Origin of the sequence: Jeotgalibaca sp. PTS2502, from assembly GCF_001975685.1 — a bacterium.
Classification (GTDB): domain Bacteria; phylum Bacillota; class Bacilli; order Lactobacillales; family Aerococcaceae; genus Jeotgalibaca; species Jeotgalibaca arthritidis.
This window is the reverse complement of sequence record NZ_CP019433.1, coordinates 317,971-340,198: the sequence shown is the minus strand read 5'-3', so window position 1 is coordinate 340,198 and position 22,228 is coordinate 317,971. Positions and strand designations below refer to the sequence as shown.

Here is a 22,228-nt window from a genome sequence, read left to right as displayed (position 1 = left end):
TAGAGACTGACATTTCCCTAACATTCCTTTATAATAGTATTACACCTATTAATAGAAAGGATGGTCGCATGGTTGACTTAGTTAATATTAGCCAGGAGAATATTGACGCTTGCTTAGCACTAGCACCACAAGTATGGCAAGAAAAATATAGCAAGTCCGTGGCAGAACATTTATCCCGTGCTTACATCGAACCCGAAACACTCATTCCATTAGCAGTTCAATTAAATAAAACAATTATCGGTTTCCTAATTTTCAGGTTCGAAAAGAATAACAACCGTATTCGCATTGTTGATATTTTTATCGACCAATGGATGCAAGAAAAAGGTTATGGTAGGCAAACTCTCATAAGCTTTTTAGAATTAGCTGAAAATTTTGAAAACTATGATAAAATATATAGTCTGGTCGACATGGGCAACTTAGAAGCGCGTAAAACTTTTGAAGCTGCTGGTTTCATGCGTGGCATTGTCGATATCGACAATCGACTAAACGAAATGATTTTTATTTTACGTTAGAAGGTGAATAAATGAGAGTTGATCTTTATGAAGCTTATCAAGAATGGCGTTCTGGTATGTTTGATTTTCAAGATGACTTAAGTTGGCAAGAGTCTGAGGAAGCCGACTTTTCTGTTTGGGATGCTGCAGACCACAATGCCAGAGACGATTTCAACTTGTTCTTAGCATCAAAAGCGCTTGATCAAGTGAGTTTTCAAGACATGAAGGCAATGGAAATTCAATATGATGCGGAAATGTAGATAATGTTCCGAAAAAGCTTATAAAATCAAAGTTTATAAGCTTTTTCTTTTTGAAAAGAACCTAAATATTTTGATTGACTAATCCCACTAAAAACCTATAATAAGTATTATTTTATAACATTATTTTAGAGGAGTATCAAAAATGGAAAGCAAAACATCCGACAATCAGCAAAATAAATTAAAACTTGCTGGATTACTTGTCACAATCGGTATTGTCTATGGCGATATCGGTACATCACCGTTGTATGTTATGAAATCACTCATTAGTGGGAATGGTGGATTGGCTTCAATTTCTAAGGAGTTTATTTACGGTTCGCTTTCACTCGTCTTTTGGACAATCACGCTTCTTACCACTGTCAAATATGTTGGAATCGCTCTGAGAGCTGACAACCACGGTGAAGGTGGTATTTTCTCTCTCTTTGCGCTCATTCGTAAAAAAGCGAAATGGTTGATTATCCCGCTATTATCGGCGGCTCGTCCCTTTTGGCTGATGGTATTTTAACACCAGCTGTTACTGTTACAACTGCTATCGAGGGGTTGCGAGGTATTCCATTTTATGTTGATACGTTTGGTAGTAGCCAACAAACGGTTATTATCATTACCTTAAGTATTATTAGTTTTCTATTTTGATTCAACGCTTTGGTACTGAACTCATTGGTCGCTTTTTTGGTCCGATTATTTTTTTGTGGTTTTCAATGATTGCCATTATAGGTATTTATCGCGCCATGGGCAATTGGGAAATTCTAGCTGCTCTTTCACCGGTACATGGCATTAAATTACTATTTAGTGACCATAATAAAGCCGGCTTTTTGATTTTGGGAAGTATTTTTCTTTCAACGACAGGTTCCGAAGCCCTTTATTCTGACTTAGGGCACGTTGGACGACAGCTGAATCAAATCGGAATGTGGGAGACTTCTGTTTTGTTCTCGTTCGTGAAGAGCTTTCCACCGATTCAGAACTATCTTCTCTCGACCGCTTTGTGATGCAAATTAAATTAACCATAAAAAAATTGCCCTATCCCCGATTAAATGGTTTGGCTTAGAGTATACTGACGTCAAACTCGAAACCGTTCCTCTTTTAGTTGGTAAACGTAAAAAAACACAACTCAAACGTGTGTATCATTAATCAAAAAAAGCGGGTTGTGGAAGAAGCTAAATTTATAGTGGACCCAAAAAGTTAGACTAAATTTTATGAGAGTTGACCGATTGGTCAGCTCTTTTTTAATACATGCAATTTGGCTTAATTCCTGTTGTCGACAATACTTCTCATAAATTTCAATCTATCAAGAGTAGTAGCGGAGCGACTCTTGATAGATTGAAACTTTATGTGAAACTATGAAAAGACAATGGAATTAGTATATTGGCTGCGATACTGGACGGGGCTTAGCCATCCTAGTTTCTCTTTAATTCGTTCTTCATTATAATAGTTAATATAGGTGGTAATTGATTCAGCCAATTCTTCAAAACTATGATAAGTTTGACCATAATACATTTCTTGTTTGAGTATACTAAAGAAATTTTCCATTGGTGAATTGTCATAACAATTCCCTTTTCTAGACATACTTTGGAAGATATCATTATCTTTTAAAGTTTTTGAATACCGTTTCATTTGATAAGCCCAGCCTTGGTCTGAATGAAACGTTCTTCTGAATATGCAATCATTTGTACGTTCTATAGCTGCCTTCAAAGCTTCCATCATACTTTCACCGTTTGGCCGTTTTGTTATTTGAAAACTGATGATTTCGCTATTGAATAAATCCATATAAGGATCTAAATAAAGTCTGCCTGTCTGAGTGTTGCCTAACTGGTCCATATAATAGTATTTGAATTCAGTTGTATCAGTCGTAATTTTTTGATGTGGAACTGATGTGTTAAAACGTCGTTTTAAACGATTTGATGCTACTTTCCCTACAGTCCCCTTATAAGACTTATACTTTCTGCTTTTGTGTGAGAAGGCAGTTACAAGAATGCCTAATTCACGCATTAAGCGTAATACTTTCTTCCGATTTATGTGATAACCTAATTTTTTTAACTCGGGAGTCAGTCTTTTATACCCATAATCTTTATTTTTCTCTCTTAGTTTTAGTAAAGCATCTTTGTAAACTTTATCCTTGTCTGGGCGTTTAGATTGCTTCCTAATATAGTGATAAGTTGCCTTTGGAAAGCCAGTTACTCTCAAAATATCAACTAATTTGAATTTATTAATATTATGGAGATTGTAGATTGCTTGAACTATTTGTTTCTTTGTTGCTGTTTCTCTGCTTCCTGCAATCTCCCTAATTCCTTTAAAAATTCATTCTCGATTCTCAAATCACGATTTTCGTTTTCAAGTTGTCTCAGACGCTCAACGTTTACATCTTCTCTAGTTATATTCTTTGGATCCTGAAATACTTTCTTATCAGCTTTCTTCCGTCTACCCATTTTCGGTGGCCTACCTCTCTGTTCTGATAAGCCATCGACGCCTTTCTTGAGGATAGTAGTGCGCCAATTACAAATTAAACTAGGGTTATTCATCCCTAATGAATTGGCTACTTCTCGATAACTCATCTCTGTTGTTTCATATAATTTTACAGCACTAAGCTTAAAATCAACAGAGTAATGAGTTTGATTCTTACTACGTTTCAGTCCTTCGATTCCAAATTGTTGATAGCTATTAACCCATCTTCTTACAATAGATTCTTGTATATTATATTTCTTTGCTACCGCTAGGTAGCCACCATAGTTCCCCAGATAATGTTTTACAATTTCCAATTTAAATTCTAGTGAATATTTTGCCATAAAAATAAACCCCCAAAAGTTAGATTTTTGGTCTAACTTTTGGGGGCCTCTACAATTCCACAATCCGCTTTTTATTTAAGATATTGCCTTTAATTCTTCATAACGTGTCGGCTGCCAACCTTCGTTAGTGACCCAAGATAAATAGACTTTATAGATTTGTCCACTCGTTGAATCAGTGAAAGTCACCGTTACCTTTTGTTCACCGTTATTTCCGATCCAATTCACAACCATGTTAGCTACTGAAACACCTGTTGTTTGGGCGCTTGCTTCTTTCATCTCTGCCCAATCAACACTTGTCTCATCAAACTGAGTAACATGTGGTTCACTTTGTTGTGTTCCAACTGGCTCCCAAGTTCCAACATAAGCTTGAATAACATTCGAATCATCCGAAGGCACTTCATTGATTCCTGAATCATCAAACGATTCACTCGAAGCTTCTTCTTCATCATGCGATTCTTCCTCTTCGTCGGAGGTTGTCTCTTCTTGGTCTGACTCTTCTTCATCAGATAAATCGTCTAAGTGTGACGATGAGCTATCCTTTGGCGGTATAACAAACGATTGATTATCACCATTTTGTCCGAACTGACCAGAATCTTTGTCTGATCCTCCAAACAAGAACTCAAATCCTAATATTAGAGCAGCTACTACAACTAAACCAATCGATAATTTTTTTATTAAAGGTGATTGATTACTTTTTTTATGGCGATTAACACGCGTTTCTTTTTCTTCAGACATCATTCTTCTCTCCCTCCGCATTATACTCTAGCATATTATAACACGTCATAAGTTATTAATTTGATTACGAGACTATTTCATTACATTACAATTTATTTTGCCGTTTCACTTTACTAATAACAATTAAGCGAGCTTGTAAACTAAATATCGCATCCACTACAAAAATCGCTAAGGCAATCGCACCTGATACCATAACTGCCTCTGTTAATTGCATCTCAGCATGGGGATAATCCCCATTTATAAATGAAAAAACGGCTCGATACACTGCTTCCCCCGGCACTAATGGAATAAAACCAGGTAAAAAGTAAACCGTTGCTGGTGTTTTTAAATAGCGAGCAAAATAATGGGATAAAAACGATACCACTACTGCCGCTAATAATGTTGAGGGAACTTTTTCATAAAACTGGCCTGCCAACAAGTAAACAAACCATGCAATTGCTCCTGTTAAAGCGGCGTATATTAACGAGCGTTTAGGAGCCTCCAAAAGAATGGCAAAGAAATAAACAGAAATAAAAGCCATCAGCGATTGCATTACAATCATCATTAGCCTATCCCTCCTACTACTAATCCTGCACCAATTCCAAGTGCGATAAAGATGGCAATCACGAATGCTTCAAGCACTTTTGCACCACCAGACATATAATCGCCCTTAAAAATATCCCGAACCCCATTTGTCATGGCAGTCCCAGGTAATAGCGGCATGATTCCTGCAATAATTAATAAATCAAACTGGATATCAAAAGGCAAGGCGCGTTGCATAAAGGTCGTCAAGACAGCAATAGAAAAACTAGCAAACATGTCTAGAATAAAAGGCCTAACCATCCACCTTCTTCCATAATGTGTAATACACGCAATCGATGCAGACACCGGCATTAAGAAAAGAAAGTCAAAGTAACTTCCGCCATACATCAAAAAAATCATTTGAACAAAAATAAACGTTGCTAAATTTTTACGAAACGAATTGTATTGAATATCATCAATATTTTGTAAGAAGGAATACGCCTCTTGGATCGTAATCGACCCTTCTGTAAATTTACGAGAGACATCATTAACTCGCGTTATTTTACTTAGATTGGTCGTTCGATTAGAGATGCGCTTAACGACGGTAATAGCATCCATATTTGAGTTATCAAGCGTCGCAATCAGACCCGTTGTAATCGCAATAGCGTCAATCATTTCCAGGTCTGTTTTTTGAAGAATGCGTGTAACGGTCTCTTCCACACGGTAGGTTTCTGCATTACTTTCCAACATAATCTTGCCTGCTAAAACAGCAGTATCCATATATAATTCATAATCCATTTCTGGCAATTGATCACGCCCTTCCTCTTCCATTCTGTTTTAGTATAACGTATTATTGATTCTCTTGCCTTATTTTAAAATTGCTTTTAAAGAAATGTTATCTTTTGACTTTTTACACAAAGAAGCATACTTTATTAATAGAAATTAACCAATCATATGAGGAGGAAAAAGAATGGCTAACATTTTGATAAGCGGTGCTTCTGGTAATATTGGCACAGTTTTAACTGAATATTTGAAAGATAAACACACTTTAACATTAGTTGATGTCGATTTCACTGATTTTCCTGATCATTTAAAAAATGTCTCGCATTTAAAAGAAATAGACCTGACTGTTCCTGATAATGTCACTGGGTTACTAGACGGTATTGATTATGTGATTCATCTTGCTGGAGATCCTCGACCCGACGCGGAGTTTTACGATTCTCTATTAGATTTAAATTACAAAGTTCCCCATAATATGTTTAAAGAGGCCGTTAAGGAAGACAGCTCTGTTAAACGAACTATTTTTGCTAGTTCTGTTCATGCTATAGGTGGCTATCCTGAAAACGTCCAAGTCAAAACGAGTGACTACCCTCATCCTGAAGATTTGTATGGCGTTTCTAAAGTCTATATGGAAGCTCTAGCTAGCTATCATGCCTATAAGTATGGAAAGGAATTTATTGGGATTCGTGTCGGTGGCTTTGATAGCGATATTAGTCCCGGCGTAGCGAATGCTGATGGATTAGCGACACACCTGTCAAAAGGCGATATGTGTCATTTAATAGACTGTTGTTTAACAGCTGACTTAAAGCAACCCTTCCTACTAGTCAATGGCGTTTCTAACAATCGCTTCCCTCGTATGGATATTTCCCAAGCTTATTTTGATATTGGTTACGAGCCAAAAGATGATGCTTTTGAAATCCATGAGAATGGTCATTATGATTTTAAAGAAGAAGAACCGATTAAGATTGACCCAGAAGACTAATTTTTGAAAGGTTCACAAAATGAGCTTTTCTTGCTATCATAAGTAAGATCTTTTAGTTAGAAAGGACGATCTTACTGTGGCAAAACGAAAAAATAGTCAAATCCAAAAACGTAATATTCAACCTAAAGTAACAAGCGTATTCGATTCATCACGCTTGACGCCTGCTGAGGAGCAGCTTCAAAAAGAGAACGAGAATACCTTCCTATTTACCATTATTGGGATGTTTTCAGGGATGGTCATTGGTCTTATTTTAAACCAAATGACGTTAGGCTTTATCATCGGTATCGCTATTGGAGCGGTTATTGACTTTATAATTAATCGCCAAAAACAAAAGAAACTGATGGCTAAACAGGATAACACTGATGAAAAATAAGACAGTTCTTGCTAAGGTGTTGCATTAGCAAATAGTCTGTGATAAAGTATGACTTAACTGAATAGAACACTTATCACAAAGGGGTGCCTTCACTGGCTGAGACTGAATGAAAATTCTAACCCTTCGAACCTGACTTCGTTAACACGAGCGTAGGGATTGTGTGAGTAAAGAACACGTTATGTATTCTTCTCCTTTGTAGTAGGTCTGTTCCATTCTACAATAAGGAGGAGATTTTTTTATGTCAAAAAATTTAAATATTTGGATTGAAGGAACCATTATGGCTGCCTTAGCAACCGCCCTTTCTTTCGTACCTTTAGATATTGGCCCTAGCTTTTCTATAACAGTTGGCCAACCTGTTTTGATCCTTTATAGTTTACGTCGTGGACTCGGCCCAGGATTTGTAGCAAGTTTCCTTTGGGGAGTCTTACACATTTTCGTCGGTAACGCTGATATTCTTACCCCTCTTCAAGGATTTATTGAGTATTTTATCGCCTTTGGGTTTTCAGGATTAGCGGGACTTTGGTCTACTCAAACTAAAGAAGCTATTGCGGCAAAAAACTGGGGCATGTCAACCATGTATATCACTATCGCTACTCTAGTTGGAGTCATTGGTCGCTACTTCTGGCATACCATTGCAGGCTATTATTTTTGGGGACAATACGCACCAGAAGATTGGAGCCCGTGGTTCTACTCTATCGTCTTGAATGGTGCTAGTGCATTGGCTACCGGCCTCTTTACCATTGTAGTCCTACTAGTTGTTTACAGAACCACACCCCAACTTTATACAGCAACTAATAGAAAGCATGGGTATTAGCAAAGAAAAAGCCTGTCCAAATTGGACAGGCTTTTTACCTATTCTGATTTTTATGCGGCCAAGAGGACTTGAACCTCCACGGGGTTGCCCCCACCAGCCCCTCAAGCTGGCGCGTCTGCCATTCCGCCATGACCGCTCTATAAACATTACAAGTAATATTATACAAATTTCTCATATATATTGCAACTGTTGTTTAAAGGGTGTTGTATAAATGAAAAGCGGTCTTTGAAAGCTATTTTTTGTTTGCAAAGACCGCTTTTTGGCTATTTTCGGTCTTTGAAAGTCATTTTTCGTTTGCAAAGACCGCTTTAGCTGTATTTTTTAAGGAAAGTTACACCGAGTGTTCCTAATCCAGTATGGGAACCGATTGTTGCGCCTACTGGGCGAGCAACAATGGCTTTGGGAGAGAACTTATCAGCAATAGCGGCTTCTAGCTTTTCTTTTGATTCTAAATCATTGCTATAAGCGATACCCACTGTCTGCAAGGACAACTGATCGGCTTCTTCATCTAAAATATCGAGAATACGTTTCACAACGCGTTTTTTCCCTCTAATTTTTTCAGCAACTTCTACAGCCCCATCTACTAAAACAAGTACGGGATTAATTTGTAAGAGTGACCCAATTGAGGCAGACGTTTTAGAAATACGCCCTCCCTCTGCTAAATAATTGAGGTCAGTAATAGTAAATAAGGTCATCAAATTATCCGCCATAAATAATAAGCGGTTTTCAATAGTATCTAAATCTTTTCCAGCTTGTAAGTAGTCAACAGCTTCAATGACAATAACGCCTGTACCGATTGAACCACTTTTAGAATCGACAATTCTCAAGTCAAAGTCTGGGTAATCTTCTTTAACTGCGCGATAAGCTAATAAGGCTGTTTGGTGAGTTCCTGATAACTTCGACGACAAGCTAATATAAATACCACTCTCTCCTGCTTTTGCCATAGCGGAAAATTGGTCAACAAACTCAGATAAAGAAACCTGACTTGTTTTAGGGCGAATACCGGCTAAAATACTGTCGTAAATTTTATCAGTGGTTATTTCAAAAATATCGCGGTACTCATCTTCCCCAATGGAGATTGTCAAAGGGAAAAGGTGAATATTGTTTTCTTCTATATAAGATAGACTCAAATCACTTGCGGAGTCACATAAAATTTTCATCATCGTTCTCTCTTTCATTTATAGTTAATTTACATTTTAACTCATTATGTCGCTTTTGTGTACTGTTTATTTGTTTGAAAGTATAAGCTTGCCCTTGCACTTGCCACAAACATAGCGGCTCGTATTAATTTTTCTTTTCCGATGATACGATTGTTGGCAATCTTGGCAGAGATAAAGCTTGGTTTGCTCGAGTTCATTTTGGGTTCTTAAATTCTTAACGTAGCGGGTGCCGCCTGTCTTAGCTAGTAGATGTTTAAAATCTGCATCGGCATGCTTATAACCCTTCCCCATTAAATGGAGGTGATAATGGCAAAGTTCATGTTTAATGACAGCTAAAAATTCATCCATCCCATGTAATTCTAAAACACGAGCGTTAAATTCTAAATGGTGGCTCGCCAATAAATAGCGACCACCTGTGGTACGCAGTCGATTGTTGAACGTGGCTTGATGCTGAAACGGCATCTGGAAAAATTCTAACGAAATGGATTCAACAAGCGCTTGTAAGTCAGTTTGATTCAATGCAATGTGCCCCTTTCACATCGAACAATGTAACAAAAAATAACGATCTGTTCAACTCCAATAGGATGAGGAACAGATCGTTATATATTTATTCTGCTAATGCTTTAACAATCGCTTCATTAAAGACTGGTAAATCCTCTGGTGTGCGACTAGTAATGAGGCCGCTAGCGTCAATGACTAAGGCACTGTCTTCCCACTCTGCTCCAGCATTTTTTAAGTCAATGCCAACTTGTTTAACAGAGGTCATTTTTTTGCCTGCAACAATTTCTGCATTAATCATTAATTGCGGTCCATGGCAAATCGTGAAAATAGGTTTCTTCTCAGTGTCAAAATGACGAACAAATGCTAAGAAACGATCATCAGCTCTTAATTTATCCGGTGAAAAACCACCCGGTATCAATAAGGCATCATAATCAGACGGATTCGCATCATCAATCCCCAAATCAATGGTGACTTCTGCTTCCTCGCGTTTCCCTTTAACAACTTTTCCGGCTTCTTTCTCAATCGCAACCGTTTGGTGACCTGCCTTTTCTAACGCTTCAACGGGAGAGGTATATTCCGAATCTTCAAATAAATCAGTTACAACAACTGCAATTTTTTTACTCATCATGCCATTCTCCTTCCTTGATTATATTTAGTGTAACAAAAACAAAAAGTCAGTCCAAATGATATGGCTAGTGTCATATCTTTCGCTTTTATAAAGTTATTGACTTAAACTAGTAGTGAGTTTAGAAAGGACGGATTGGTCATGTTTTTAGGAATTGCGATGAAATTATTTTTTGGATTTATTGCCCTTGCTATCGTTATGCGTATAGTTGGCAAGAAAGCCTTATCCGAAGTGACTCCCTATGACATTATTTACTCCTTTGTTTTAGGAGGCATTGTTGAAGAGTCCATTTATGATGATAAGGTACATGTTGGCCATCTGTTATTTGCCTTTTTTATCTGGGCAATTATTATTTATACGGTAGAGAGTTTTATTCAAAGGCGAGATTCTGTTGCCAAAACAATGAAAGGCAGGCCTTCTGTTTTAATTTTTGAAGGAAAACTGAATCTAAGCCAATTAAAATCAAACCATGTCGAAATGGAACAACTCCGTAGCTTATTACGCAAAGAGGGATCTTTTTCTCTTCAAGAAGTTGATTATGCCGTTATGGAAATTAACGGCCAAGTCTCTGTTATGAAAAAAGACGACATTTCAGGCCACTTCACCTACTTACTGATAGATGAAGGTGTTTTGGAAGACAAGGCATTAGCTGCCATTGAAAAAGATAGTAAGTGGCTCTATGATCAACTAGCTGAAATCGGTAGTTATCATGTTTCAGATATTGTTTATGCCGAATGGTCCCAAGAATATGGCTTTTACATTCAAACTTATGAGATGACTTTAAATAAAACAATCGATATTGATGGTTAAAAGCTAAACAAAAAGGAGCTAGAGAAATCTCTAACTCCTTTTTCGTCTTTAATTTTTTTCATTCAACATGGTTAAAGCGACACGAGCTTTTTTCAAGTCCACACCGTCAATCCATACTTTGACAATATCACCGACACTAACAATATCAGAGGGGTGTTTCACAAATCGGTTGCTCAATTTTGAAATATGCACCATACCGTCTTGTTTAACCCCAATATCAACAAAAGCACCGAAGTCGACAACATTACGAACGGTTCCTTCTAGCTCCATGCCGACCTTCAAATCTTCCATCGTTAAGACGTCTTGTCTTAATAGAGGCTGTGCCACCGCATCACGGAGGTCTCGGCCTGGTTTCGTTAGTCCTTCAATCATATCTTGCAAGGTTTCTTTTCCTAAGCCCGTTTCTGCCATGACAGTCTGGCGGTTTAAATCTGCTAGGGCTGTTCGTGCTGCATCCGTTCCGACATCTGTTAAGTCTAGTCCTGCTAATGCTAGAACTTGTTTGGCTTCTTTATAGCTTTCTGGATGGATATCGGTATTATCAAGGATATTTTTCCCACTGATAATACGTAAGAATCCTGCTGCTTGTTCGTAGGCTTTTGGTCCTAAACGAGCAACTTTTTTCAATTGCGTTCTACCTGTAAAGATGCCGTTCTCTTCTCTAAATGCAACAATGTTATTAGCGATTGTTTTATTTAAACCAGATACATGTTGTAAGAGTGGCGCGCTAGCTGTATTTAGGTTGACCCCAACTTGGTTTACTGCGGTTTCGACTACAAAGTCTAGCTGATCAGTCAGTTTCTTTTGCGATACGTCATGTTGGTATTGGCCAACACCAACAGACTTAGGATCAATCTTTACTAACTCCGCCAGTGGATCTTGTAGACGTCTTGCGATGCTGACAGCACTTCTTTCTTCTACTTGGAAATCTGGAAATTCTTGGCGGGCAATATCACTAGCCGAGTAAACAGATGCACCCGCTTCATTCACAATCACATAATAAACCTGACGTTCAATTTTTTTGATTTGTTCAGAAACAAATACTTCTGATTCACGGCTAGCTGTACCATTACCAATAGCTACCATTTCAACGCCATACGTTTCAACTAAAGTGATAAATTCTGAACCAGCCGCTTCACGTTTGTTAGCTGGCGCAGGTTTATGAGGATAAATGACTGATTTAGCTAGTACTTTACCTGTTTCATCCACAATGGCTAACTTACAACCAGTACGGTAAGCTGGGTCAAATCCCATAACGACTTTACCTTTCATTGGTGGTTGTAGTAAAAGATTTCTTAAGTTGTCGCCAAAGACATGAATAGCTTGCTCCTCTGCAACTTCTGTTAGCTCGTTACGAATTTCTCGTTCAATAGCTGGACCAATAAAACGGTTATAGGCATCGTTTATAGCTTCTTTTACATAAGGAGCTGTCACACTATCAGCGCTCGTAATCATTTGTTTATGAAGGTAAGCTTGTATTTTTTCAGCGTCGACCAATAAATTCACTTTCAAAATGCCTTCTTTTTCACCACGATTCATGGCAAGCATACGATGAGGTTGAACCGTTTTAATCGTTTGAGAAAAATCATAATACATTTCGTAAACTGCTTTTTCATCTTTATCACTTTCTTTAGCTTTACTTGTAATTGAGCCATTTTGTTTAGTAAATGAACGGATCTTCTCACGGAAAGTTGGATTGTCACCGACAATTTCAGCTATAATCTCATGTCCGCCCTGTATAACATCACTAAGATTTAAAAGCTCATGCTCTTCTGATAAATATCTTTCTGCCTCTGTTTCAATTGAAGCGCTTTGAGGGAACGATAATAACCACTCGGCAAACGGCTCTAATCCTTTTTCCTTAGCAATAGCTGCTTTTGTACGCTTCTTTTGTTTATAAGGTCGATAAAGGTCTTCGACTTGCTGCATTTTTTGGGCAGCACGAATGTCTTTTTCTAGTTCTTTCGTTAATTTATCTTGCGATTCAATTGCGCGAATGACTTCTTCTTTTCTTGTTTCAAGGTTCAATATATAACTATGACGTTCTTCAATCTCACGGATTTGAACTTCATCTAATGTTCCTGTCATTTCCTTACGGTAGCGCGCAATAAAAGGGACTGTATTCCCCTCTCCTAATAAGCGCAAAACCGTATCAATTTGTTTGGTTGAATATTGCTTTAGTTCTGTTTTGAGTAAGTGTAATACCATTTCATTTGTAGCTTCAGACATGTGTGTGACTTCCTTTCAATCTACTGATAAGTTGTTGCTTGAATAAGGCCGCTATCATCCTTTTGAACACCATAATGGTGAACGATTCCGGTTTTATCTAAAACAAGACCATGTAGGATGCCTCCAAATACAGCACCGCCATCCATACCAATTTTATGATCGCTTTGCCAAATTTGAAACTGGCTCTCATCTTGATGGAGACTAGGGGTAGGCGTATGACCAAAGACGATCGTTTTTCCAGTTCGGTTTTCGCCTTCATAAAAAGGCTGACGAATCCAAATAAATTCGTGAGGCTGAGTCATTTTCCAATCATCAAGTGTCAAATCAACACCAGCATGAACGAACACATAATTTTGCCACTCTATATAATAAGGAAGATTCTCGATAAATTCAGTTAACCACGGTAATTGTGTTATCACAGCTTCTGCCATCACGTGAGTCTGACTCACAGTGACCAGGTCTTTACCAACGATACTCTCAATGGTCTTTAACCCACCATTCATCATATATAAGGCAGCCTTTTTTTCTGGTTGCTGTAAAAAATGGCGTAACATCTCCTCATGATTACCTCTCAGGCATAGGGCTCGACCTTCTTCAACGAGTTGGCGAACACGTTCAAGGACCTGTAAGGAGTTTTCTCCTCTATCTGTTAAGTCACCAATAAAAATGAGGTCTTGTTGGCTTTCATCCCAAAACGTTAGTAATTTCTCTAACATTTCATACTCGCCATGAACATCACCGATAACAAATCGTTGCTCTTTCATTCATACACCTCCCATTTTTAGCTAGCTTTTATTTTACCATAAAGACCCTTTTTATTCACTAACACCAAAACACGAACATTCATTATGATAAATATATTAATCATTAACATTTTTTATTGAATTAACTGAGGGTATTGGGTATAATATAACAGTGCTAAAGCAAATGTGAACGTTAAAAAGTCTATCATCTGCTTTTAGTAACATTTCTATAAAAGGAGCTTTCTATCTAATGGATAAGTTTTTTAAATTAAAAGAACACGGTACAACAGTTTCAACTGAAATCGTGGCTGGTTTTACAACATTTTTCGCGATGTCATATATTATTTTTGTTAATCCGAGCATTCTGTCATTATCAGGCATGCCATCGCAAGCAGTTTTCTTAGCAACAATTATTGCAGCTGCTATTAGTACATTAGTTATGGGATTATTCGCTAACGTCCCTTACGCATTAGCTCCAGGTATGGGGTTGAATGCCTTCTTCACTTACACAGTTGTTTTTGCTCTAGGATTTACTTGGCAAGAAGCACTCGCAATGGTTTTCCTTTGTGGTGTGATTAACGTTCTTATTACCGTTACTCGAGTTAGAAAAATGATCATTAAATCAATCCCTGAATCGTTACAACACGCGATTAGTGCTGGTATTGGTGTTTTCATCTCTTATATTGGAATTAAAAATGCTGGTTTCTTAGAATTTACATCTGATGCTGGTACTATGCTTTCAATTAACAATGGTGCTTTTGATCCAACGTTAGAAGTCTATGAAGGTGGCGTTAACACTGTTATTACTAGTGGTGGTATTGTTCCAGCCCTTGTTAACTTCACACAAAGTCCTGCTTTACTTGCTTTAATTGGTGTTGTTCTAACGATCATCTTAATGATTAAAAATGTTAGAGGTGCCATTATTATCGGTATTATCGTAACAACTCTACTAGGTATCCCAATGGGTGTTGTTCATATTTCGTCTGAAGTATTAGCTGCTAACTCATTAGGTACTGCTATTTCAGAATTAGGCGTAACATTCATGGCTGCTTTTGGTAAAGATGGTCTATTATCTTTACTATCTAAACCAGCTGAATACCCACTAATTTTAATGACTATTTTTGCATTTAGTTTATCTGATACATTTGATACATTAGGAACATTCATTGGAACTGGCCGTCGTACAGGTATATTCTCTTCTGAAGATGAAAAAGCATTAGAAGAGGGTTCAGGTTTCTCTTCAAAAATGGACAAAGCTTTGTTTGCAGATTCAATCGGCACAATTTTTGGTGCTATTTTTGGGACATCAAACACAACAACATTCGTTGAAAGTGCTGCTGGTATTGGTGCTGGCGGACGTACAGGTTTAACAGCTGTTGTCGTTGCGATTTTATTCGTTATTAGTGCATTTTTTGCGCCTTTAATTGGTGTGGTCCCTGCTGCAGCAACTGCTCCTTCATTAATTATTGTTGGGGTATTGATGATGGCATCATTCAAAGATATTAACTGGACAGACCTTGAAGAAGCAATTCCTGCTTTCTTTGCTTCAATCTTTATGGGATTAACTTATAACATTTCTACAGGTATCGCTGCTGGTTTCATTTTCTATGTCATCGTTAAAGTTACTTTAGGAAAATCAAAAGAGATTCACCCGATTCTATGGGGATCAACTATTCTGTTCTTGATTAATTATGTGATTATGGCTTTCCTATAAAATTTCAATCATTTATTTTATGTTTTTTAGTTGCTAACCAAACATTTTATGTCTATAATAAGTTAAGTGTTAATCGGAATATCTCCATAGGGGAGTAACTAGCAGCTCCGGCTGTGGTAACATCAACAATAAGTAGAGTTTCACTATTCTGCTGGTGTTATCTTAAATGGTGAGACTTATGCATTTTGAAAATACCCGTAAAGGGTTAGTTCAGCATGCATAGGTCTCTTTTCTTTTTAACACAAATAAACAAGAGAGAGGGAAAAATAGTGTCAAAAGAACAATTGCGTGAAAACTTCTACGCACAAGATGTTGAAACGGTCAAAAATAAATTTGGCGTTACAGCTGACGGATTATCCGAAGTAGAAGCTAAGAAAAGATTTGAGGAGTACGGTGCCAATGCCTTAGAAGAAGGAGAAACAAAAACTCTTCTTCAAAAATTCTTTGATCAATTCAAAGACTTTATGATTCTTGTATTATTAGCTGCTGCATTTATTTCAGGTACACTTGGCGAACTTTCAGATGCTTTTATTATTTTAATGGTTGTTGTCCTTAATGCGGCACTTGGCGTTTTCCAAGAAGCTAAAGCTGAGGAAGCAATCAATGCGCTAAGACAAATGGCCTCTCCAATGGCACGTGTTAAACGTGGCGGAAGCGTTGTTTCAATCAAGAGTGAAGATATTGTCCCTGGTGACCTTGTTCTTCTAGAAGCAGGAGATGTTGTTCCTGCTGACCTACGTTTAATCGAAGCAAATTCTTTAAAGGTTGAAGAAGCTGCTTTAACAGGTGAATCTGTTCCTGTTGAGAAAGAAATGATTCTTGTTGAAGATGATGCCCCACTTGGTGACCGTGTTAACTTGGCATTCTCAAGTACAAACGTTACTTATGGACGTGGTGCTGGTGTCGTTATTGGTACTGGTATGAATACTGAAGTTGGTCATATTGCTAATATGTTAGCAAATGCTGAAGAAAGCAAAACACCACTTCAAGAAAACCAAGACCAATTAGGTAAATCTCTAACAGTTCTTATCCTAGCTATTGCTGCTATTATGTTCGTTGTTGGTTTATTAAATGGTCGTGATTGGTTAGAAATGTTACTAACTTCAATCTCTGTTGCAGTTGCTGCTATTCCTGAAGGTCTTCCAGCTATTACAACAATCATCCTTGCTCTTGGTACACAAAAAATGGCTAAGAGAAATGCTTTAGTTCGTAAATTACCAGCTGTTGAAACACTTGGTGGTACTGAAGTAATTTGTTCAGATAAAACTGGTACATTAACAATGAACCAAATGACTGTTGAAAAAGTTTACTACAATGGTCAAATCCATGATGTTTCTGATGACATCAGCCTATCTATTCCTGTTATGAAAGTTATGAACTTTGCTAACGATACAGAAATCAGTAACGAAGGCCGTCTAATCGGAGACCCTACTGAAACTGCTATGATTCAATTTGGTATCGACAAAGGTCTTAGACTAAAAGAAGAATTAGTTAAAGAACCTCGTGTTGCCGAAGTCCCTTTCGAATCAGACCGTAAATTGATGTCTACTATTCATGAGCAAGCTTCTGGAAACTACTTTGTAGCGACCAAAGGAGCTCCTGATGAATTACTAAAACGTTGTACACATATCGATGTAAATGGTGAAGTAAGAGAAATGACTGACGCAGATCGCGAAAGTATTCTTGATGCTAACCACTCTCTAGCTGTTCAAGCACTACGTGTGTTAGCTATGGCTTACAAATTTGTTGATGCTGTTCCTGCTACTATGGATAGTGCTTCAGTCGAGCATGACCTTGTATATGCTGGTATGATCGGTATGATCGACCCTGAGCGCCCAGAAGCTGCTGCTGCTATTGCAACTGCTAAAGGAGCTGGTATCCGTACAATTATGATCACTGGTGACCACAGAGACACTGCTCAAGCAATTGCTACTCGTTTAGGAATTATTGAAGAAGGACAAAGTGGTGCTGTATTGACTGGTGCTGAATTAAACGAGCAATCTGAAGAAGAATTTGCACGTAATGTAGAGAAATATTCTGTATACGCACGTGTATCTCCTGAACATAAAGTTCGTATCGTTAAAGCATGGCAAAACCATGGTAAAGTTGTTTCAATGACTGGTGACGGTGTTAACGACGCTCCTTCATTGAAAACTGCTGATATTGGTGTTGGTATGGGTATCACTGGTACTGAAGTTTCTAAAGGTGCTTCTGACATGGTACTTGCTGACGACAACTTCCAAACAATCGTTGTTGCGGTTGAAGAAGGACGTAAAGTATTTGCTAACATCCAAAAAGCAGTTCAGTTCTTACTATCTGCTAACTTGGGTGAAGTTCTATCTCTATTCGTTGCTACTTTCCTAGGTTGGACAATCTTAGAACCTGTTCATATTCTATGGATTAACTTGGTTACTGATACATTCCCTGCTATCGCATTAGGTCTTGAAGACGCTGAAGCGGACATCATGGAACAAAAACCACGTGGCCGTAGCTCGAACTTCTTCTCTAACGGTGTTGGTGGAGCAATTATCTACCAAGGTATCCTTGAAGGTTCAATCACTTTATTCGTTTACTGGTGGGGTTCTTCAAACCCAATGCTTGAACACACAGGCGAATTAGCTCATATGGATGCTGAAACAATGGCATTTATTACATTGGGTATGATTCAATTATTCCACGCATACAACTCTAAATCTGTTTACAAGTCAATCTTCCAAGTTGGAATTTTCAGTAACAAAACATTGGTATATGCAACAATCCTATCAGCTGTCTTGTTACTAGGGGTTATCTTAACACCTGTCTTGAACACATTCTTCGGAGTTTCACAATTGACTGGCTTACAATGGGCTGTTTCAATTGGTGCTGCATTCGCAATCGTACCAATTGTTGAGCTTGTAAAAGCTATTCAACGTGCAATGGGTAAAAAATAATCACTCATAACAAAACGACGCAAGGAAGTTAATCTTCCCTGCGTCGTTTTTTATGCTTTTATTTAAAGCTGCAATCTAAGTCATGGTCGTTAATGACCCCTATCGCTTGCAAGTAGGAATAGATGGTGACACTTCCGACCCATTTAAACCCTCTTTTTTTCAAATCTGCCGTTACTTTATCTGACAGGTCTGACTGGGTTATATGTTTAGTAGACTGTCTAAAACGTGTTTTTTGGTCGGTAAATGACCAGATATACGTATCAAACTGTCCAAATTCTTCTTGGATAGCTAAAAAGGCTTTGGCATTTTGGATGCTTGCTTCTATTTTTCCACGGTGGCGAACAATTGCTGAATTAGCCATCAGTTCTGCTATCTTTTCTTCTTGGTACTCCGAGACGGTTAGAACATCGAATGAATCAAAGGCCTCTTCAAAAGCGGCCTTTTTTGAGAGAATAATTTGCCATGATAGTCCTGTACTAAATGTCTCTAAAACTAACCATTTAAACAAGTCTTGGTCATCATGGCAAGCTTTCCCCCAAATGCTATCGTGATAATCGAGATAGAACTCTGGCTTCCCTTCTACCCACTCACAACGTTTCATAACAGACCTCCTTAACGCATCGTGACAAATTCTTCTGCACCAGTTGGATGGATGGCAACGGTATTATCAAAATCAGCCTTTGTAGCACCCATTTTAACCGCTACAGAGAATCCTTGAATCATTTCATCGACTCCGAATCCGATACCATGTAAACCGATCACTTTTTCTTCATCACCTAAGCAAACCATCTTCATACGTACAGGTTGGCGATGAATCGTGACTGCTGTATACATAGATGCAAATGTTGAGATATAGACTTTAATTTGGTCACTACCATAAGTTGCTATTGCATCTTCTTCACTTAGTCCAACTGTTCCAATGGGTGGATGGCTGAAAATAACCGTTGGAATGTTATCGTAGTTTAATTTTTCATTTGGTTTATTATTAAATAAGCGCTCTGATAATCGTCTTCCTGCTGCAATAGCAACGGGCGTTAGCATCACATTACCGGTCACATCTCCCACTGCGTAAATAGAGGGCTGGCTTGTGGTCTGAAATTCATCTACTTCAATAAAACCATGTCTATCTTTCTTTACACCTGCTAAATCAAGATTTAATCCATCTGTATTAGGTGTACGGCCAATTGCCCAAATAATTTTATCGAAGCTTTCTTCTCTATCATCTTCTAGTACTAGCGTTAATTGGCCATTTTTTTCTTTTCTAACTTCTTTAGGAATCGAACGAATATGGAGTTGTGGGCCGTCTTTTTCCATTTCTTGAACAAGGGTATCAACAATAAAGGAATCATAGCTACGTAATGGACGGTCATGACGGACAAATAAATGGGTATCTACGCCTAATGTATGCAAGACTCCCGCTAACTCAACCGCAATGTAACCTGCTCCGACTAACGCAACCTTTTCAGGTAAAACTTCCCATTCAAAGAAGTCATCTGACGTTTCACCATATTCAGCTCCAGGAATACTTGGAATAGCTGGTTTTGCTCCACTAGCAATTAAAACATGTTTCGCTTTAATTGCTTCTCCATTTACTTCAACGGTATGAGGATCTAAAAAGCGCGCATATCCTTCAATCACTTCAACCTGTCTTCTTTCAAAGCCTAGCTGATACGAATTTCTTGACCGTTCAATATAAGCATCTCTGTTTTTTAACAAGGTTTTAAAGTCAAAGGATGTTTTTTCATGGGTAAAGCCATAATCTGGCCCATATTTTTTGATGGCATTGGCAACTTCTGCCGCATACCACATAATTTTTTTAGGAACACATCCTATGTTAACGCACGTTCCTCCAAGTAGATTCCCTTCGATGACAGCTGTTTTGGCACCATATTCCGCAGCACGGTTCATTGTTGCAATACCGCCACTTCCTCCGCCAATAGCAATAAAATCAAATTCTCTCATTATTCTCATCCTTCCACATTTCATTTTTTTCTAACCAGACACAAGCAATGGTCTGTGAAGCTGGCACAACAGCCTTATAACGACCATGGTTGTCATAGGCACGGAAAAAGAGTTTCCCCTTTTCATTGTAACCATACGCATAGACTAAGAGCCAATGATTTTTATAGGAACTATTCAATAACATATTCGTACCCACTATGACAGGTCCAGCACCTTCATCTAATAATTTGGGAACCGTTCTTTCAGCTATCAGAGCAGTTTTAACACGCCATTCTGGTATATCAGCTAAGAGACGCCTAATGCCAAAAGCAAGATCCCAAAAATAAGTCCCCTTATAAGGAAATAAATCATCAATAACGGTCTTCAAGCCATTTAATAACACATCCCGATTTAAGGATTTTTTTGTTTCTTGATAAATAGCATCATGAATCAGAACAGCACTGCAATAAGTGCCACAAATCCCCGGTTTTTGTTTATTGATCCAGCTACGATATTTGATAAACCGAGATGGTGGCAGTCCATGCCAATGTTTGGGTTCGTTGCTTCCCTTTTTATATTTCCCCATAGCTTAATTTACACTCTCCTACATTAATCCTAAAAAATGAAGTAATACACTAGCTAAGCCGCATAGAAAAATAATAACAATTGAACCTACTCGATATTTCCTCAAAGTGATGAAGGCAATAGCGATCATAATAATTGCTGCAATATTTACGGTTATAGTTTGTATTCTGAGACCTGATGTTTGAAAAACGGCTGTTATAAATAAACTAAATCCTGCTGCTGTAATCAAAGCAACTACCGCTGGACGAAGACCTGCTAAAACCCCCTGCATAGCATCGACATTTCGATACTTATCATACAGCTTTGCTAATAACATGGCGATAATAATTGATGGCAGAATCGTTCCTGCGGTTGCAACTAACGATCCCATAAGACCACCCGTTTTAGTGCCAACAAAAGTAGCTGAATTAATAGCGATTGGTCCGGGAGTTATCTGTGAAATAGTTACAATATCAAGGTACTCTTGTTGTGTTAATAAAGCGTATTTATTTACGACTTCATTCTCAATCAAAGGAAGCGATGCATAGCCACCACCAATTGCAAAGAGGCCAATTTTAAAAAAAGCGACAAACAAATTCCAGTAAATCATCTATTAACGCCTCCTTCTCAATCGTAATATGTTATTGATAAACCCCAATGTTCCAGCTACAAAAATAATTAGAATGACATTCATATCAAAAAAGACAGCAGCCATAAATGCACCTATAAGAATAAGTGTGGTCGCCCAATCTTTCATTTTAAAAACATCTTGTATCATCTTATAAACAACATTAGCAATAACTGCAACAACACCAATCTGCATTCCTACCATTAAAGCTGAAATTAACGGATTATCACGAAAAGCTAAATAAAAGTAGGAAATAATTGTAATAAGGAAGAGTGGTGGGCTAACTGTTCCCACTACTGTGACAATTGCACCTGAAACACCAGCTATTCTGTAACCAACTAATATAGATGTATTGACGGCTAGTGCACCTGGAATAGATTGCGCGATTGCTACAAGATCAAGCATTTCTTCGGTTTCAATCCATTTAAGTTCTTCAACAAATTTTTTCTGCATTAAGGGGACAATGACGTAGCCACCACCTATAGTAAATGCGCTTAAAACAAAGGTCGTTTTTAATAATATCCAATAGGTCTCTCTTGTTTTTTCGTTTCGTTGCACATGATGACCTCCATAAGATTGATTTATATATCAATTTTAGCATTGTTGTATGTTATTGTAAAAAAGCCTGTTTGAGCAAAATGGCCGATCCCATTGACGAAATGTGATAAAC

Annotated in this window: 22 protein-coding genes, 1 tRNA gene, 1 pseudogene and 1 riboswitch; of the genes and pseudogenes, 9 read left to right on the top strand and 15 right to left on the bottom strand. The window is 37.9% G+C overall.

All coding sequences use genetic code 11. The features are described from left to right. Window positions 1-68 precede the first annotated feature (68 nt). From BW721_RS01690 to BW721_RS11590, 3 genes and pseudogenes are all read left to right on the top strand, one after another. Window positions 69-512: a GNAT family N-acetyltransferase gene (locus BW721_RS01690; protein WP_076765533.1), complete on the top strand. Its 444-nt coding sequence runs from the start codon at window positions 69-71 to the stop codon at window positions 510-512. Window positions 513-523: 11 nt separating this feature from the next. Continuing rightward, window positions 524-751 (top strand): hypothetical protein, encoded by a 228-nt coding sequence (locus BW721_RS01685; RefSeq protein WP_076765531.1) that lies wholly within the window; start codon window positions 524-526, stop codon window positions 749-751. Window positions 752-893: 142 nt separating this feature from the next. Next, window positions 894-1,638, top strand: a pseudogene (locus BW721_RS11590) (KUP/HAK/KT family potassium transporter); the annotation flags it as partial. A gap of 445 nt (window positions 1,639-2,083) precedes the next feature. Here BW721_RS11590 and BW721_RS11585 read toward each other — a convergent pair. The 4 genes from BW721_RS11585 to BW721_RS01645 all read right to left on the bottom strand — a co-directional run bounded on the left by BW721_RS11585 (window position 2,084) and on the right by BW721_RS01645 (window position 5,562). Beyond that, a protein-coding gene (locus BW721_RS11585) for an IS3 family transposase (RefSeq protein ID WP_442905233.1) occupies window positions 2,084-3,528 on the bottom strand; the annotation gives its coding sequence in 2 pieces (ribosomal slippage) (window positions 2,084-2,983 and window positions 2,986-3,528; 1,443 coding nt in all). Between the two features lie 75 nt (window positions 3,529-3,603). Further along, window positions 3,604-4,263, bottom strand: a complete 660-nt coding sequence (locus tag BW721_RS01655; RefSeq protein WP_198031388.1) for a YrrS family protein — start codon at window positions 4,261-4,263, stop codon at window positions 3,604-3,606. Window positions 4,264-4,348: 85 nt separating this feature from the next. Next, window positions 4,349-4,807: a threonine/serine exporter family protein gene (locus BW721_RS01650; protein WP_083686751.1), complete on the bottom strand. Its 459-nt coding sequence runs from the start codon at window positions 4,805-4,807 to the stop codon at window positions 4,349-4,351. Continuing rightward, window positions 4,807-5,562, bottom strand: coding sequence for a threonine/serine ThrE exporter family protein (locus BW721_RS01645; RefSeq protein ID WP_076768614.1), 756 nt, complete (start codon window positions 5,560-5,562; stop codon window positions 4,807-4,809). Before BW721_RS01645 ends, BW721_RS01650 begins: the two co-directional genes overlap by 1 nt. Before the next feature lie 172 nt (window positions 5,563-5,734). On the opposite strand from BW721_RS01645, the gene BW721_RS01640 reads away from it, so the two are divergent. The 3 genes from BW721_RS01640 (at window position 5,735) to thiT (ending at window position 7,713) form a co-directional block, all read left to right on the top strand. After that, complete coding sequence (locus tag BW721_RS01640) at window positions 5,735-6,526, top strand: NAD-dependent epimerase/dehydratase family protein (RefSeq protein ID WP_076765521.1); 792 nt, start codon at window positions 5,735-5,737, stop codon at window positions 6,524-6,526. Window positions 6,527-6,602: 76 nt separating this feature from the next. Next, the gene (locus BW721_RS01635) at window positions 6,603-6,899 is read left to right on the top strand and encodes a hypothetical protein (RefSeq protein WP_076765519.1); all 297 of its coding nucleotides are present in this window, start codon (window positions 6,603-6,605) and stop codon (window positions 6,897-6,899) included. 69 nt (window positions 6,900-6,968) lie between these two features. Continuing rightward, window positions 6,969-7,072, top strand: a riboswitch (TPP riboswitch). A gap of 65 nt (window positions 7,073-7,137) precedes the next feature. Beyond that, window positions 7,138-7,713: an energy-coupled thiamine transporter ThiT gene (thiT, locus tag BW721_RS01630; RefSeq protein WP_076765518.1), complete on the top strand. Its 576-nt coding sequence runs from the start codon at window positions 7,138-7,140 to the stop codon at window positions 7,711-7,713. Between the two features lie 53 nt (window positions 7,714-7,766). Here the strand turns inward: thiT and BW721_RS01625 are convergent. The 4 genes from BW721_RS01625 to BW721_RS01610 all read right to left on the bottom strand — a co-directional run bounded on the left by BW721_RS01625 (window position 7,767) and on the right by BW721_RS01610 (window position 9,999). Next, window positions 7,767-7,849: transfer RNA gene (locus BW721_RS01625), tRNA-Leu, on the bottom strand. A gap of 172 nt (window positions 7,850-8,021) precedes the next feature. After that, window positions 8,022-8,873: a DegV family protein gene (locus BW721_RS01620; protein ID WP_076765516.1), complete on the bottom strand. Its 852-nt coding sequence runs from the start codon at window positions 8,871-8,873 to the stop codon at window positions 8,022-8,024. Window positions 8,874-8,939: 66 nt separating this feature from the next. Next, window positions 8,940-9,392 (bottom strand): SprT family protein, encoded by a 453-nt coding sequence (locus BW721_RS01615; RefSeq protein ID WP_076765514.1) that lies wholly within the window; start codon window positions 9,390-9,392, stop codon window positions 8,940-8,942. A gap of 88 nt (window positions 9,393-9,480) precedes the next feature. Further along, entirely contained in the window at window positions 9,481-9,999 is a 519-nt protein-coding gene (locus tag BW721_RS01610) for a type 1 glutamine amidotransferase domain-containing protein (protein ID WP_076765513.1), read from the bottom strand. A gap of 141 nt (window positions 10,000-10,140) precedes the next feature. Between BW721_RS01610 and BW721_RS01605 the strand changes: the two genes are divergently transcribed. Beyond that, window positions 10,141-10,809: a DUF421 domain-containing protein gene (locus BW721_RS01605; protein ID WP_076765511.1), complete on the top strand. Its 669-nt coding sequence runs from the start codon at window positions 10,141-10,143 to the stop codon at window positions 10,807-10,809. A gap of 48 nt (window positions 10,810-10,857) precedes the next feature. Here BW721_RS01605 and BW721_RS01600 read toward each other — a convergent pair whose 3' ends face one another. Both BW721_RS01600 and BW721_RS01595 read right to left on the bottom strand, forming a co-directional pair. Continuing rightward, window positions 10,858-13,038 (bottom strand): Tex family protein, encoded by a 2,181-nt coding sequence (locus tag BW721_RS01600; protein ID WP_076765509.1) that lies wholly within the window; start codon window positions 13,036-13,038, stop codon window positions 10,858-10,860. A 20-nt stretch (window positions 13,039-13,058) separates the two neighbouring features. Then, window positions 13,059-13,802, bottom strand: a complete 744-nt coding sequence (locus tag BW721_RS01595) for a metallophosphoesterase (protein ID WP_076765507.1) — start codon at window positions 13,800-13,802, stop codon at window positions 13,059-13,061. 229 nt (window positions 13,803-14,031) lie between these two features. On the opposite strand from BW721_RS01595, the gene BW721_RS01590 reads away from it, so the two are divergent. Both BW721_RS01590 and BW721_RS01585 read left to right on the top strand, forming a co-directional pair. Then, on the top strand, window positions 14,032-15,495 hold the full coding sequence (locus BW721_RS01590) for an NCS2 family permease (RefSeq protein WP_076765506.1): 1,464 nt from the start codon (window positions 14,032-14,034) through the stop codon (window positions 15,493-15,495). A 215-nt stretch (window positions 15,496-15,710) separates the two neighbouring features. Further along, entirely contained in the window at window positions 15,711-18,425 is a 2,715-nt protein-coding gene (locus tag BW721_RS01585) for a cation-translocating P-type ATPase (RefSeq protein ID WP_076765503.1), read from the top strand. Window positions 18,426-18,483: 58 nt separating this feature from the next. Here the strand turns inward: BW721_RS01585 and BW721_RS01580 are convergent, their stop codons facing one another. The 5 genes from BW721_RS01580 to BW721_RS01560 are packed head-to-tail and all read right to left on the bottom strand — an operon-like array spanning window position 18,484 to window position 22,116. Then, window positions 18,484-19,026: a DNA-3-methyladenine glycosylase I gene (locus BW721_RS01580; RefSeq protein WP_076765501.1), complete on the bottom strand. Its 543-nt coding sequence runs from the start codon at window positions 19,024-19,026 to the stop codon at window positions 18,484-18,486. Window positions 19,027-19,037: 11 nt separating this feature from the next. Beyond that, entirely contained in the window at window positions 19,038-20,387 is a 1,350-nt protein-coding gene (gene gorA / locus BW721_RS01575; protein ID WP_076765499.1) for a glutathione-disulfide reductase, read from the bottom strand. Further along, window positions 20,374-20,952: a hypothetical protein gene (locus tag BW721_RS01570; RefSeq protein WP_076765496.1), complete on the bottom strand. Its 579-nt coding sequence runs from the start codon at window positions 20,950-20,952 to the stop codon at window positions 20,374-20,376. The genes gorA and BW721_RS01570 overlap by 14 nt, the downstream gene beginning before the upstream one ends. 18 nt (window positions 20,953-20,970) lie before the next feature. Then, window positions 20,971-21,540: a chromate transporter gene (locus tag BW721_RS01565; protein WP_076765494.1), complete on the bottom strand. Its 570-nt coding sequence runs from the start codon at window positions 21,538-21,540 to the stop codon at window positions 20,971-20,973. Window positions 21,541-21,543: 3 nt separating this feature from the next. Next, a complete protein-coding gene (locus BW721_RS01560; RefSeq protein ID WP_076765492.1) occupies window positions 21,544-22,116 on the bottom strand; it encodes a chromate transporter in 573 nt (190 codons plus the stop codon). Window positions 22,117-22,228: the final 112 nt, after the last annotated feature.